Annotated in this window: 16 protein-coding genes and 2 pseudogenes; 12 read left to right on the forward strand and 6 right to left on the reverse strand. The window is 72.2% G+C overall.

Features of this window, described 5'->3' with window-relative positions; genetic code table 11:
* Positions 1 to 29 precede the first annotated feature (29 nt).
* The 6 genes from ACWDEN_RS16630 (at position 30) to adh (ending at position 7762) form a co-directional block, all read left to right on the forward strand.
* Positions 30 to 1238, forward strand: coding sequence for an ROK family transcriptional regulator (locus ACWDEN_RS16630; protein ID WP_351607725.1), 1209 nt, complete (start codon positions 30 to 32; stop codon positions 1236 to 1238).
* A 275-nt stretch (positions 1239 to 1513) separates the two neighbouring features.
* Positions 1514 to 2998 (forward strand): APC family permease, encoded by a 1485-nt coding sequence (locus tag ACWDEN_RS16635; RefSeq protein ID WP_351607728.1) that lies wholly within the window; start codon positions 1514 to 1516, stop codon positions 2996 to 2998.
* Positions 2999 to 3038: 40 nt separating this feature from the next.
* On the forward strand, positions 3039 to 4052 hold the full coding sequence (locus ACWDEN_RS16640; protein WP_351607729.1) for an acetamidase/formamidase family protein: 1014 nt from the start codon (positions 3039 to 3041) through the stop codon (positions 4050 to 4052).
* A gap of 112 nt (positions 4053 to 4164) precedes the next feature.
* Positions 4165 to 4809: an N-acetylmuramoyl-L-alanine amidase gene (locus ACWDEN_RS16645; RefSeq protein WP_351607896.1), complete on the forward strand. Its 645-nt coding sequence runs from the start codon at positions 4165 to 4167 to the stop codon at positions 4807 to 4809.
* Between the two features lie 64 nt (positions 4810 to 4873).
* Positions 4874 to 6181: a GAF domain-containing protein gene (locus tag ACWDEN_RS16650; protein WP_450859507.1), complete on the forward strand. Its 1308-nt coding sequence runs from the start codon at positions 4874 to 4876 to the stop codon at positions 6179 to 6181.
* A 57-nt stretch (positions 6182 to 6238) separates the two neighbouring features.
* Positions 6239 to 7762, forward strand: coding sequence for an aldehyde dehydrogenase (gene adh, locus ACWDEN_RS16655; protein ID WP_450859508.1), 1524 nt, complete (start codon positions 6239 to 6241; stop codon positions 7760 to 7762).
* Here adh and ACWDEN_RS16660 read toward each other — a convergent pair.
* Positions 7736 to 8113, reverse strand: coding sequence for a hypothetical protein (locus ACWDEN_RS16660; protein WP_450859509.1), 378 nt, complete (start codon positions 8111 to 8113; stop codon positions 7736 to 7738). The two genes, adh and ACWDEN_RS16660, sit on opposite strands and share 27 nt — an antisense overlap.
* On the opposite strand from ACWDEN_RS16660, the gene ACWDEN_RS16665 reads away from it, so the two are divergent.
* The 3 genes and pseudogenes from ACWDEN_RS16665 to ACWDEN_RS16675 all read left to right on the forward strand — a co-directional run.
* Complete coding sequence (locus ACWDEN_RS16665; protein ID WP_450859585.1) at positions 8073 to 8363, forward strand: hypothetical protein; 291 nt, start codon at positions 8073 to 8075, stop codon at positions 8361 to 8363. The two genes, ACWDEN_RS16660 and ACWDEN_RS16665, sit on opposite strands and share 41 nt — an antisense overlap.
* A gap of 30 nt (positions 8364 to 8393) precedes the next feature.
* Positions 8394 to 9029 carry a DedA family protein gene (locus ACWDEN_RS16670; RefSeq protein WP_351607737.1) on the forward strand — a complete coding sequence of 212 codons (636 nt, stop codon included), beginning with the start codon at positions 8394 to 8396 and terminating at the stop codon, positions 9027 to 9029.
* 63 nt (positions 9030 to 9092) lie between these two features.
* Positions 9093 to 9371 (forward strand): annotated as a pseudogene (locus ACWDEN_RS16675) (cytosine permease); the annotation flags it as partial.
* 95 nt (positions 9372 to 9466) lie between these two features.
* Here the strand turns inward: ACWDEN_RS16675 and ACWDEN_RS16680 are convergent.
* From ACWDEN_RS16680 to ACWDEN_RS16690, 3 genes and pseudogenes are all read right to left on the reverse strand, one after another.
* Positions 9467 to 9658: pseudogene (locus tag ACWDEN_RS16680) on the reverse strand (DUF2625 family protein); the annotation flags it as partial.
* Between the two features lie 25 nt (positions 9659 to 9683).
* Positions 9684 to 9845, reverse strand: a complete 162-nt coding sequence (locus tag ACWDEN_RS16685; protein WP_450859510.1) for a hypothetical protein — start codon at positions 9843 to 9845, stop codon at positions 9684 to 9686.
* A 46-nt stretch (positions 9846 to 9891) separates the two neighbouring features.
* Entirely contained in the window at positions 9892 to 10371 is a 480-nt protein-coding gene (locus tag ACWDEN_RS16690; protein WP_450859511.1) for a hypothetical protein, read from the reverse strand.
* Between the two features lie 77 nt (positions 10372 to 10448).
* Here ACWDEN_RS16690 and ACWDEN_RS16695 point away from each other — a divergent pair, with 77 nt between their 5' ends.
* The 3 genes from ACWDEN_RS16695 to ACWDEN_RS16705 all read left to right on the forward strand — a co-directional run bounded on the left by ACWDEN_RS16695 (position 10449) and on the right by ACWDEN_RS16705 (position 12573).
* Positions 10449 to 10796, forward strand: a complete 348-nt coding sequence (locus tag ACWDEN_RS16695) for a VOC family protein (protein WP_351607749.1) — start codon at positions 10449 to 10451, stop codon at positions 10794 to 10796.
* 104 nt (positions 10797 to 10900) lie between these two features.
* Positions 10901 to 11260 (forward strand): DUF779 domain-containing protein, encoded by a 360-nt coding sequence (locus ACWDEN_RS16700; protein WP_351607752.1) that lies wholly within the window; start codon positions 10901 to 10903, stop codon positions 11258 to 11260.
* Between the two features lie 131 nt (positions 11261 to 11391).
* Entirely contained in the window at positions 11392 to 12573 is a 1182-nt protein-coding gene (locus tag ACWDEN_RS16705; protein WP_351607754.1) for a phosphodiester glycosidase family protein, read from the forward strand.
* A gap of 2 nt (positions 12574 to 12575) precedes the next feature.
* On the opposite strand, the gene ACWDEN_RS16710 is transcribed toward ACWDEN_RS16705, so the two are convergent.
* Positions 12576 to 12770, reverse strand: coding sequence for a hypothetical protein (locus tag ACWDEN_RS16710; RefSeq protein ID WP_055708577.1), 195 nt, complete (start codon positions 12768 to 12770; stop codon positions 12576 to 12578).
* A 103-nt stretch (positions 12771 to 12873) separates the two neighbouring features.
* The gene (locus ACWDEN_RS16715) at positions 12874 to 13758 is read right to left on the reverse strand and encodes a phosphatidylinositol-specific phospholipase C/glycerophosphodiester phosphodiesterase family protein (protein WP_351607755.1); all 885 of its coding nucleotides are present in this window, start codon (positions 13756 to 13758) and stop codon (positions 12874 to 12876) included.
* Between the last annotated feature and the right edge of the window lie 40 nt (positions 13759 to 13798).

Genomic DNA, 13798 nt, shown 5'->3' on the forward strand with positions numbered 1-13798 from the left:
GCGGCAGACACCGAGGACTGACTTCAGGCATGACCGCACCGCTGCACGAAGCCCGCCCGCCGGGCGCCGGCCGCGCCCTGCCGGACACCCAGCAGGGCATGCGCCGGCGCAATCTGGCCCGCGTGCTGCACGCCGTCAGCGCGGAGGGCTCGCTGTCGCGGGCCGCGGTCGCCTCGCGCATCGGGCTGACCCGGGCGGCCGTGTCGACGCTGGTGGACGAGCTGATCCGGTGGGGTCTGCTGGAGGAGCTGGGCCCGGAGCGGCCGGGCCGGGTGGGGCGGCCCGGGTCGGCGCTCGCGGTGAGCGGTCGCGGTCCGGCGGGCATCGGCGCCGAGATCGGCGTCGACCACCTCGCGGTGTGCGCGGTCGATCTGCGCGGCGAGGTCCGGGCACGGGCCGTGCGGCACGGGGCGAACCGGGGCCGGGCGCCCGCACCGGTGGTCGAGGAACTGACCGAGCTGGTGCGCCGGGTCGTCGCCGAGGCGGAGCGGGAGGCGCTCTGGCCCGCCGGGCTCGCGGTCGCCGTGCCCGGACTGGTGGCGCGGGACGGCCGTACGGTCGTACGCGCCCCGAACCTCGACTGGCACGACACCGACCTCGGCGCGCTGCTGCCCGGCCTGTGGCCGCTGACCGTGGACAACGAGGCCAACTTCGGTGCGCTCGCCGAGCTGTGGCTGGGCGACGGCACCCCGCGCGATTTCCTGCACGTGTCGGCCGAGATCGGCATCGGCGCCGCGGTCGTCGTGGACGGCGGACTGCTGCGCGGCACCCGCGGCTTCGCGGGCGAGCTGGGTCACGTGCCGGTGCGGCCGGACGGACCGCCCTGTCCGTGCGGCGGCCGGGGCTGCCTGGAGCAGTACGCGGGCGAGGAGGCGGTACTGCGCGCGGCGGGGCTGGAGCCGCGCGAGGACCTGGTGGGCCTGCTCGCGGAGCGCGCCGAGCAGGGCGACGAGAACGTACGGGCAGCCCTGCGGGAGGCGGGTACGGCGCTCGGCATCGCCCTCACCGGGGCAGTGAACCTGCTCGACCCCGAGGCCGTGGTCCTGGGCGGTGCCCTGGCCGGTCTCTCCCCCTGGCTGCTGCCGTCCCTGGAGACGGAGCTGACGAGCCGCAGGGCGGGCCCGCCCTGCCCGGTGGCGGTGTCCCGACTGGGCCCCGAGGGCCCGCTGCTGGGCGCCGCGCACTCGGTCGTCCGGGGCGTACTGGACGATCCGGCGGTGGCGGCGGAACGTTCCTGACGTCCCCGACCGAGTCGCCGGGAGCTCCCGAGCCGCCCGAAATCGAGACGGCGCGGCTGCCGGTGTTCACCCGAACGGGTGGCGGGGTTTTCCACAAGTGGAGGCCTCTCCACGGATGCGGTGTGCGCACTTCTGCCCAACCCGCCCGCGCCGTACCGTGATTCACGCGAGGCACGGGCCGGCGGACCGTCAAGGCCGCCGGGTGCCGAACCGTTGACGGCATTTCACACACAGGCGTCGGGTGGCAGTGGGCTGACAGGCATCGGGGGACACACATGCACGAGGAGACGACCGGGGCGCTGCGGCGTGACGCCGTCGGGCTGCGCGAGGTGTTGTTCCAGAGCGTCACGGCGATGGCGCCGGCGGCCGCCGTGGCCGCGTCGATCCCGGCCGGTGCCGCCTTCGCGGGCGGCAGCCTGCCGCTGGCGGTGCTGATCGCCCTGGTGGCCTGTCTGTTCACGGCGTCGTGCGTGGCCGAGCTGGCCCGGGAGCTGCCGGCCGCCGGCTCGGTGACCACGTATGCGGCCCGGGGGCTGCACCCCGCCGTCGGGTTCCTCGTCGGCTGGGGTTACGTCTTCGTGGAGATGCTGGTCCCCCCGCTGCTGCTCCTCCAACTGGGCTTCACGGCGGCGGGCACGCTGCACGAGGAGTGGTCCTCATGTCCGGCGGACCTGTGGTGGCCGTGGTCCCTGGCGGGCGCCGGCGTGATCGCCGTCGCCGGTTACCTGGGGGTCCGCGCCTCGGCCCGTTTCGGCACCGTCCTCGGCGTCTTCGAGATCCTCGTCTTCCTGGTGTTCGCCGTCCTGCTCATCGGCAAGGCGGGCGACGCCAACACCCTGTCGGTGTTCGGCACTTCGCACACCGCCGACGGCCACGCGGGGATCAGTGGCGTGTTCGCCGGGTCCGTGTACACGGTGCTGGCGTTCGCGGGGTTCGAGGCCGCGGCCCCCCTCGCCGAGGAGACACGCGACCCCCGGCGGACGATGCACCGCGCGGTCCTCGGGGCGGCCCTGGGCATCGGCCTGTTCTATGTGATCACGACGTATGCGATGACCGTCTACTTCGGCCCGGACCGCTTCGCGAAGTTCGGTGCCTCGGGCGGCGCCTCCTGGGACGGCGTAGCCCGGGCCTCCTTCGGTCTCTTCTGGGTACTGGTCTTCCTCGCGGTGATCAACTCCACGATCGCCAACGCCAACGCGTGCGCCAACGTCTCGACCCGTACGGCCTTCGCCCTGGCCCGTATCCGGGTCCTGCCCCGCCTGCTCGCCACACTCCACCCCCGGCACCGCTCCCCCGTGGCCGGTATCGCGCTGCAGACCCTGGTGGCGGTGGGGGCGGTCCTGGGACTCGGTTTCGGCTACGACCCCGTGACCGCGTTCCTGCTGCTCGCCACAGTGATCGTCACGGTCGTCGTCGGTGTCTACATCGTCGTGAACCTGGCCTGCGCCGGCTACTTCCTGCGGGCCGGCCGGGCCGTCCTCAAGCCGGTACGGCATCTGCTGTTCCCGGTGCTCGGTATCGCGGCCTTCGTCCCCGCCCTGCTGACGGCCGCCGGCCTCCCGGTCTTCGACTTCGTCACCGAACTGACGGCCCCGGTCTCCTACGCCGGCCCGATCGTCGGCGTCTGGATGGCGGCCGGCGTGCTGGTGCTGCTCCTGCTGATACGGCGTCACCCCGAGCGCATAGCCGAGACGGCTCGGGTGCACCTCGACACGTACGACGCGGCCGGTCCCCGCCAGGACGGGACCGTGCCCCGCTGACCTGCCGGACCCTCTTCCCTCAGAAGGGACCATCTCCACGATGACCGACCCCCGGATCCTCACCGTGCGCCCGGAACCGGACTCATACGCCTGGACGTTCGGCGGCGCGCCGCCCGTGGCGCGGATCGCGCCCGGCACGGTTCTCGACCTGTACACGGAGGACTGCTTCGCCGGCCGGGTGCGCTCCGAGAAGGACCTCGTCTCCGAAGTCTGCGAGTTCCCGTTCCTGAATCCGCAGACCGGCCCCTTCCACATCGAGGGCGCCGAGCCGGGCGACACGGTGGCCGTGCACTTCGTGTCGATCGAACCGGCCCGCGACTGGGCGGCGTCGACCACTGTCCCGCTCTTCGGCGCGCTCACCTCCACGCACACCACGGCCACGCTGCAGCCCCCGCTGCCAGAACGCGTCTGGATCTGGCAGCTGGACCGCGCACGGCGCACCGCCCTCTTCCAGGCACAGGACAGCGACATCCAGGTGGAGCTGCCCATGGATCCGATGCACGGCACGGTGGGCGTGGCCCCCGCCAATCTCGAGGTGCGCTCGGCCCTGGTGCCGGACGCGCACGGCGGGAACATGGACACACCCGAGATGCGGGCCGGCGTCACCTGCTACCTGGGCGTCAACGTCGAGGGCGCCCTGCTCAGCCTCGGCGACGGCCACGCCCGGCAGGGCGAGGGCGAGACCTGCGGCGTGGCCGTGGAGTGCGCGATGAACACCGTGGTGGTCGTCGAGCTCCTCAAGGATGTCGCCACACCGTGGCCCCGGCTGGAGTCGGACACCCACATCATCTCGACCGGCTCGGCCCGCCCGCTGGAGGACGCGTTCCGGATATCGCAGCTGGACCTGGTGCAGTGGCTGGCGCGCGACTACGGGTTCAGTGAGCCGGACGCGTACCAATTCGCAACCCAGGCGGTGGAATCGCCGTTGGCCAACGTGTGCGACACGAACTACACGTGCGTGGCCAAGCTCCGCAAGGAGTGGCTGCCGGCCCGCGAGACGTACCGGGGTGTGCACGCGCGGCTGCGGGAAACCGCGCGGGCCCTGCGGGGCTGACACCGACCACGTACCGAAGACGCGCTCGCGACTGGTGACGCCCCCCGCCCCCACACCCACAACTCCTGACGCCCCCCACACCTCCGAAAGGCACCCGCCGATGGACATGGAGATGGACCCGGCCGGATCTGCACAGCGCACTGAGCCGGAGCAACCGGCGAGCGAGGCCACGCCGCGCCTGAGCAGACGACGGCTGCTGAAGGGCGCGGCACTCGCCGCCGTCCCCTACGCGCTGCTCCCCGACCCACGCGCCGGTGCGCAGACCGCGTCCGTCGACTACCCGCCCGCCGAGTGGCAGCCGGCGAGCCCCTCCAACTACACCGCGTCCGACCGCCCCGGCAGCTACGCCATCGACCGCGTGATCATCCACGTCACGCAGGAGACGTACGCCAACGCGCTGGCGATCTTCGAAAATCCGGAGAAGAAGGTGTCCGTGCACTATCTGGTCCGCTCGGCGGACGGGCACGTCGCGCAGTGTGTGCACGAGGCCGACATCGCCTGGCACGCGGGCAACTGGGACTACAACACCCGCAGCATCGGCATCGAGCACGAAGGGTGGGTGGACCAGCCGGCCTACTTCACCAACGCCCTGTACGAGGAGTCGGCCAAGCTCACGGCGGCGATCTGCGACACGTACGGCATCCCGAAGGACAGGGAGCACATCATCGGCCACTACCAGGTGCCCGGCACCGATCACACCGATCCGGGTCCGAACTGGGACTGGGTCCGCTACCTGAGACTGGTCAACTTCGCCTAGCCGGAAGACGATGGTCGCTGGGACCGACATCGCCCATCACCGCTGAACCGTCGGGGAGGCCGAGTTGACCGATCCGTGGGTGGCCCTGGAGCCGGGGGCCGATCCCGCCGAGCGGATCCGTGTGCTGCGCCGGGCGCACGAGACGTTCACCACGGTGGGCGCGGTGCCGCGCCCGGTGCGGTCGGTGGTGGCGGAGTCGTGGCGGCGCAGCGCGCGGGCCGGTGTCGGACCGGACGGCACCGCCAGCGTGGAGCTGACCGACGGCGACCTCGGCGCGTACCGGGCGGAGCACCCGCTGGCCAGGGTGATGCCGCTGTTCCGGGAGCTGCTCGGCACGTTCGCGGCCGACGGCGAGCATCTGCTGGCGGTGTGCGACGCGCACGGCAGGCTGTTGTGGGTCGAGGGACACCCCGTGACCCGGCGCCGGGCGGACGGGATGAACTTCGTACCGGGGGCGCGCTGGTCGGAGAGCGCGGTCGGTACGAACGCGCCGGGGACCGCGGTCGCCGTGGACCGGCCGGTGCAGGTGTTCGCCGCGGAGCACTTCATACGGCGGGTCCAGCCGTGGACGTGTGCGGCGGCACCGGTGCACGATCCGCGCACGGGGCAGGTCCTGGGCGCCGTGGACATCACCGGCGGGGACGGGCTGGCGCATCCGCACAGCCTCGGGTTCGTGCAGGCGGTGGCGCGGGCCGCGGAGGCGCAGCTCGCGCTGCTCGACCCGCCCGGGACCACGGTGGACACACCGCTGCTCGGCGCGCTGGGACGGGACGAGGCCGAGTTCGTCCTGGACGGCAACCGGATCCGGCTCAGCCGCCGGCACAGCGAGATCCTCGTGCTGCTGGCCCGGCATCCCGAGGGCCTGAGCGGTGACGAGCTGCTGTGCGCGCTGTACGCGGACGAGTCGGTGACGCCGGTGACCCTGCGTGCCGAACTGGCCAGGCTGCGAAGGCTGTTGGGCCCCGACCTGCTCGCCTCGCGGCCGTACCGGCTGGCGGCCGCGGTCGAGTCGGACGTGACCGTGGTGGAGCGGCGGCTGCGGGCGGGCGCGGTCACGGCGGCGGCGGAGGCGTACACCGGTCCGCTGCTGCCCGGTTCGCAGGCGCCGGCGATCGTACGGCTGCGGGACCGCCTCGCCGCCGACTTGCGCATGGCACTCATCGCGCACCGCGACCCTGACCTGCTGGCGGACTGGGCGCACGCGCCGTGGGGCGAGGACGACCTCGAGGTGTGGCGGGCGCTGGCCGCGGTGCGGCCCACGGCGCCGGTGCGGTCCCGGCTCGCCGCGCTGGAGGCCGAGCTGACGGCACCGGTCGGCCGGACGCCGGGGCGGGCCCGTGGCGCAACGTGGTTGCAACGTCCGCCCGCCTAGCCTCGCGCCCGAGAGCTGCCCAACGGCGGGCAGCGCTGCACCGGGAGGCAGACCAGCATGACTCGTTACGCGGCGCCGGGCACCGAGGGCGCGATCGTCTCCTACCAGGCGCGCTACGACCACTTCATCGGCGGGGAATACGTGCAGCCGTTGCGCGGGCAGTACTTCGAGAATCCGTCGCCGGTCAACGGACAGCCGTTCACCGAGATCGCGCGCGGCACCGCGGAGGACGTGGAGCGGGCGCTGGACGCGGCGCACGAGGCCGCGCCGGCGTGGGGCCGTACGCCGGTGGCGGAGCGCGGCGACATCCTGCTGAAGATCGCCGACCGCATGGCGGCCAACCTCGAAGCCCTCGCGGTGGCGGAGAGCTGGGAGAACGGCAAGCCGGTCCGCGAGACGCTGGCGGCCGACATCCCGCTGGCGATCGACCACTTCCGTTACTTCGCGGGCGCGATCCGGGCACAGGAGGGGTCGCTCAGCGAGATCGACGACGACACGGTGGCGTACCACTTCCACGAGCCGCTCGGGGTCGTCGCGCAGATCATCCCGTGGAACTTCCCGATTCTCATGGCGGCGTGGAAGCTCGCGCCGGCGCTCGCCGCGGGCAACGCGGTCGTCCTCAAGCCCGCCGAGCAGACGCCGGCCTCGATCCACTACTGGGTGGGCCTGATCGCGGACCTGCTGCCGCCCGGCGTACTGAACATCGTCAACGGCTTCGGCGTGGAGGCGGGCAAGCCGCTGGCGTCCAGCCCACGCGTGGCGAAGGTGGCGTTCACCGGGGAGACCACGACGGGGCGGCTGATCATGCAGTACGCCTCCGAGAACATCAAGCCCGTCACCCTCGAGCTCGGCGGCAAGTCGCCCAACATCTTCTTCGACGACGTGTGGGCGCAGGACGACGACTTCCGCGACAAGGCGCTCGAGGGCTTCACCATGTTCGCGCTCAACCAGGGCGAGGTCTGCACCTGCCCGTCGCGGGCGCTGATCCAGCGCGGTCACTACGCGGAGTTCCTCCAGGCGGCGGTCGAACGCACCCGGCGGATCAAGCCGGGCCACCCGCTCGACACCGACACGATGATCGGCGCCCAGGCCTCCAACGACCAGCTGGAGAAGATCCTCTCCTACCTGGACATCGGCCGGCAGGAGGGCGCGAAGGTCCTCACGGGCGGCGAGCGCGTCGAGTACGACGGCGAGCTCAAGGGCGGCTACTACGTCCAGCCGACCATCTTCGAGGGCGACAACCGCATGCGGATCTTCCAGGAGGAGATCTTCGGCCCGGTCGTCTCCGTGGCCTCCTTCGACGACTTCGACGACGCCATCAAGATCGCCAACGACACGCTGTACGGCCTCGGTGCGGGCGTGTGGACCCGGGACGCCAACACGGCCTACCGCGCGGGCCGCGCGATCCAGGCGGGCCGGGTGTGGACCAACTGCTACCACGCCTACCCGGCGCACGCGGCGTTCGGCGGCTACAAGCAGTCCGGGATCGGCCGTGAGACGCACAAGATGATGCTGGAGCACTACCAGCAGACGAAGAACCTGCTCGTGTCCTACTCACCGAAGAAGCTCGGTTTCTTCTAGACCACGACAAAGGGCGCCTGACCGGACGCCTGCCGAGAGACCAGAGGACCTGTTTGCATGCCTTGACCAGGTCGCTACGTGATCACCGGACTGTGCGCCCCCTGACGACTGCGCGCTGTCCACGGCACCGGCCAGGAACGTGACCAGCTCGTCGATGAGCGGGGAGCGGGCACCGGGTCTGCTGACGGCGAGCATCTCCCGGTGAAGCGGCGCGACGCCGGATGGCAGGACCACCCTCTCGACTCCGGCGTCGTGTCCTGCTCCGAGGAGCGTGGCCGGGATCAGGCCCACCGCGAGGTCCGCCCGGATCATGGCAAGCATGCTGTGCAGGTCCTCGGTCTCCAACGTCACCCGCGGCGCGATCCCGAGCTCTCCGGCCCAGCGGTGCAGCAGACGCCGGTCGGACCATGAGCAGGTCGAAGCGGTCGGGCGGCTCGCCGCGCTCCAGGCCGGCCGGCTGGACATCCTGACGAGCGTCCAGACCGGCCAAGGGCAGGGGCAGGGGCAGGGGCAGGGGCAGGGGCAAGGGCAGGGAAGGGATATGGATACGGGCTGGGGCGGGCGTTTTCGCGGTGGCCGGGCGATGCTGGTGAGCGAGTAGCCCTGCGAGCAGGCCGGGAGGCGCGGCCAGGTGACAGCCGTCAATCCGTTGAACAGTGCCTCGGTGCTGGCCGCCTTCGGCGCGATCGGCGTCCTGGTGGTGATCTTCGCGGAGTCCGGTCTCCTGGTCGTCGGTTTCTTCCTGCCCGGTGACACCCTGCTGTTCCCGGCCGGTGTGCTGTGCGCCGGCAGCGCGGACCAGGCACCCCGCCTTGCGTTGTGGCAGGTGCTGCTGTGCGCGGCGGTCGGGGCGGTGGCCGGCGGGCAGGTCGGGTACCTGATCGGGCGGCACGGGGGGCGGGCGCTGCTGGCCCGCACCTCCAGTCGGCGGGTGAAGGCGGCGGCCGTCCGGGCCGAGGAACTGCTGGCCCGGTACGGACGCGGGAAGGCGCTGGTCATCGGCCGGTTCGTGCCGTTGCTGCGGACGGTGCTGCACCCCGTGGCCGGTGTGCTCGGGGTGCCCGTGCGGACCTTCACGGTCTGGCAGACCGTGGGCGGGGTGCTGTGGTCTCAGCTGCTCGTCCTCGCCGGTTACACCCTCGGTACGTCGGTCCCGCACATCGACGACTATCTGCTGCCGCTGGTCGCCGTGGTCGTCGTCCTGTCGATGCTGCCCCTGCTGTTCGAGGCGCGCCGCGCCCGCCGCGAAGGGCGTGCCCGCCGCTGAGCGACCCGATCCCCGACGCACACGCGCACCGCATGGCGGCGGACGGGAAGAACACCGACATGACCGGGCTCCCGAGCGGGCCGCTGCATCGAGGCGCACGGCATCGACCACATCCCCGACTCCGAGCGGCGCGGGCGCCCCCGCGAGCTGTTCTCGGTGTGGGCCCCCGCCAACGTGAACCACCTCAGCCTGGTCGTCGGCGGCGCGCTGGTGCTGATGGGCACGAGCCCGTGGCGGGCGATCACGGTGAACCTCGTCGGCATCCTGTTCTGGCTGCTCACGGGGCTGCTCGCGATCCCGGGGCCGGCGGCGGGCGCGCCGAGCGAGGTCATCACCCGGGCCACGTCCACAGAGGCGGAAAGACGGCGATTCCCTGCCAGCGCCTCCCACTGCAGGGTGTCTGGCGCGCAGTACGTCATCTGCCCGGGCGCTCCCGGGCGGCCGGCGCGGGACGGGTCCCGGCCGTTGAGGCAGAACACCCCGCCGAGCACGTCGTGGCCGACCACGAGCCCGTCCGCCGGGTACCAGCCGGGGTCGGGCTCCGCGGGGAAGGCGTTGACCCGGCCGAGGCTCGGCAGACCGCCGGCGGCCGACTGCGCGCCGAAGACCCGTACCCATCCGTCGTCCACAGGACCAGCCCGCCGCAGTGCAGGGTCAGCGCCCCCAGTACCGAGCGCGCGGCTGCAGCAGACAGCGGCGGCCCTCGTCGGGGTCGGCGGGCAGGACGCGCAGCGGTACGGCGCTCGCGGCGAACGCCTGCTGGAGTTCCGGCCCTGCCGGATCGGCCCCCCGTACCGGCTCGTCGATGTCTCGCATCCGAGTATGATCGCAGGCCGGGTACGGCGGCCGGGCACCAGACGGATCAGCGGGACTTCCGGCGCTTGCGGTTCGGGCGGGGGGTGCGCTGAACCGCGTCCAACTCCCCTACCGCCGCGCGGAGGTGAGCCGGGTCGCTCTCGCGCGAGCCACCGGCGCACCACCAGGACGGCCGGCCGTCGGCATCCCGCGGGTGCATGCCGAGGTCATGGACGGTGCAGACCGGCCACGCCCGCCACAGACGCTCCGACACCGTGTCCTGGGCGGCGTCGGCGACGGCCATCAGGGCTTCGGCGGCGGACCGCCCGGGGGTCAGGGAGCTGCCGTGGGCCTCGCCGTTGGACAGCGCCACGTAGACCTGTTCGTCCAGGTCCTCGTACCCCGGGTAGGCGATCAGACGCAGCGGACGCTGATCGGGCAGGGTCGCCGCCAGGTCCCGGTTGACGGCCGCCAGCGCCTCGTCCCACAGCGGATGTTCGCCGTCGAGCACGAGGCGCGGCTCGGACCGGTCGGGGAAAGCGCACATAAGCCCATCCTCTCAGGTGCACGGCCGACTACTCTGGTCGCCGTCCACCGCAGCCCACCGCCCTTCGGAGCCACAAGATGCACGTACGCCGTGTCGTGCCCAACGTCCGGTCGGCCTCGCTGCCGCAGAGCGCGGAGTTCTACGGAGTGCTGGGGCTGGAGGAGGTCATGAACCACGGCTGGATCATGACGCTGGCCTCCCCCGACAACCCTGCCGCGCAGCTCGGTCTGATCACCGAGGACCGCACCGCGCCGGTCGCCCCGGACCTGAGCATCGAGGTCGAGGACGTGGACGCGGCGTACGCGGCGATGCTGGACCGCGGCGCGGAGATCGTGTATCCGCTCACGGACGAGGAGTGGGGCGTACGGCGGTTCTTCGTGCGTGATCCCGATGGCCGGGTGGTGAACGTACTCGGCCATCTCTGAGCCCCGGCCGGGGCCGACGAGGCGTTCTGGACGGGGCGGTGACGATCCGTGAGACTGGGCCGGGTCCGACGACCCGTGCTCCGGCTCTTCAGGACGGTGACCCCATGGACGAGGAAACCCCGCGCGTCGAACTCACCCCCGAGGCCGCGGACCTGGTGCGGCGGCTGCACGCCGACCACGGTCCGCTGATGTTCCACCAGTCCGGCGGCTGCTGCGACGGCAGCGCGCCCATGTGCTACCCGGACGGCGAGTTCCGCACCGGCGACTCGGACGTGCTGCTGGCGGAGCTGACGGTGGACGGCGTGGCCGAGCCCGTCACCTTCTGGATGTCCCGGAGCCAGTACCGAGCCTGGAGCCACACCCGGCTGATCGTGGACGTCGTCCCCGGACGGGGCAGCGGCTTCTCGCTGGAGGCACCCGAGGGGGTGCGTTTTCTCACTCGTTCTCGCGTAGTCGACGCCTAGTCGGCCCGGCGGTCGCCGCGCTCTGGTCCACTGCCCTTTGAACAGGGAAAGTTGACGAGGCATCAGGGGGCACGGTGATCAGACGTCGCAGGCGTTCGGCAGCGGGCAGAGCGGTTCTCACGGTTGTCACGGTGTTCGGTGTACTGGCCGGTGCGGCCCTGACGGGGGCGGCACCGGCCGGCGCCGTACCGGCCGACAGACGTATCGCGCCGGGTGTCACCTACCGGCAGTTCGACGTCGCCGCGGCTGCGGGCCCGGCACACGCCCATCTGCTCACGGTCGACCTGGCCAATCCGCACGTCCGCGTGGACCTGCTGTACCCGGGCGCGGTGGCGGCCCGGGCCACCGTCTCCCGGATGGCGGACTCGGCCGGGGCGGTCGCGGGGGTCAACGGTGACTTCTTCAACATCAGCGAGACCCAGCATCCGGGCGTGGAGGCCACCGGAGCGAGCGTCGGACCGGCGATCGCGGACGGGCAGGTCCTCAAGGCGGCGGTGCCGCAGGGCCAGCGGTTCGGTCCCGCGCTGCCGCCGGACACGAACACGGAGGACGTCCTCGGCGTGGGCACCGACCGGCGGGCCCGGCTGGACCGCCTCTCCCTCACCGGCAGCGTGGGCACGCCGGAGGGCTCGTTCCCGTTGCGGGGCCTCAACCAGTACGCGCTCCCGGAGAACTCTGTCGGCGCCTTCACCGCACGCTGGGGCAGCGCCTCCCGGATGCGTGCCGTCTGCGGCACCGACACCCAGCGGTCGGCTCCGTGCAGTACCGACACCTACGAGGTGAGGGTGGAGAGCGGCCGGGTGGTGTCCGCCTCCGACACTCCGGGCAGTGGTTCGATTTCGGCGGGCACCACGGTCCTGGTGGGCCGTGAGGCGGGTGCGCAGCGGCTGCGCAAGCTCTCCGTCGGGGATGCGGTGACCGTGACGCACTCCCTGGTGGCGGCCTCGTCCCGGGTGCCGTACGCCTTCGCGATCGGCGGCTTCCCGGTCCTCAGGGACGGCGAGGCGCTGTCCGGCCTGGACGACAGCACCTCGGCGGTGCGCACGGTCGTGGGCTTCAAGGGCGGCGGACAGCAGCTGCTGATCCTGGCGCTGGACGGGGCCGCCCAGTACCGGACCGGTATGACGGTCGCGGAGGAGGCCGCCACCATGCGTTCGCTGGGCGCGTCCGACGCGTTCAACCTCGACGGCGGCGGCTCGACGGAGCTGGTCACCCGCGACACCGGGGCGAGCGCCGTGACGGTCCGCAACCATCCGAGCGGTGGTGCCGAGCGTGCGGTCGCGAACGGCATCGGGGTGTTCTCGGCCGGCTGACCTCAGGGCCGCAGGCTGCTCACCAGGTCGGCGGTGGTCATGAGCCCGCTGTGGATGGTGGGCGCCATGCTCGTGCCGGCCAGGAAGAAGCCGAGCAGCATGCAGACCAGGGCGTGGGAGATCTTCAGCGAGCAGTTGCGAATGAAGATCACGGCCAGGATCAGGAGCAACACGACCGCAGAGACGGGAATGACCACCAGGAACCTCCTCCGCCACACCCCATGAGTGGCGTTTCGGCCGCAAGTGTGGCGTAGCGGAGGGTTCGTCCGGTCGGCTGACGTGTCCCCCAAACGTGTGGTTCTACGCGGTGGGGTGGGTGTCGAGGAAGTTCTCCAGGCCGGCCAGGTCGTCGGTGTTGAGGTAGTCGACACCGGCGGCCAGCAGTTCCGCCCACAGGGCGTCGCGGGCCGGGCCCGCGGCGTCCGGGGTGGCCCAGAACCGCACCTGCTGCCCGCGCGCGTGCGCGGCGGCGGTGATGCTCCGCAGCTTCTGCCGCTCGGCGTCGGGGAACGCGCCCTCGCCCGACCAGGTGAAGTTCTGCGTCCAGTTGTCGCTGATCAGCGAGATGAAGGTGGCCGGGGCGGCGGTGCCGAGGTCGGTGAGCCGGCCGTCGTAGAAGGCGCGCCGTTCTTGTTGCGCCTCCATGGGGATGCGGGCGGCGCGGTCGCCGGAGATGACGGCGGTGACCGGACGGGGATGCACGCGGCCGTGCGCGTACCGGGTGAACAGGTGCGGGTAGCGGCGCAGCCGGCGGTCGAGTTCGAGGTACGTCGAGGAGCCCTCGGTCTTGATGTCGATCAGGAGCTGCAGCGGCCGGCGCCAGCCCCGGTACACCGAGCCGTGGCCCGCCCGGACCCGGGCGGCGAGCGGGTCGAGGTAGAGGGATTCGAGGGTGCGGGACGGGTCCAGTTCGGAGCTGTCGTGTCCGATGAGGAGCTGGTCGCCGACGAGGAAGATGTCGGCCTCGACACTGTTGAAGCGGTGGTCGAGCGCGTCGAACAGCGGCCTGGGGTGCTCGTAGTCGTTGTGGGCGTGGGCGTTCCACAGCGGGTGTGGACCGCGCCGTGCGGTGCCCGCCCTGGCCTGCGACGCGGGCAGGGCGACCGCGCCGGCGAGGGCGGCGCCGAGGGTGGTGAGGGCTCTGCGACGGGTGGTGAGGGCTCTGCGACGAGTGGTGAGGGCCATGCGCATACTCCCTTGAGGTGCCGGATGGAACCCTCAAGGG

It is taken from the genome of Streptomyces sp. NPDC001153, assembly GCF_053598315.1.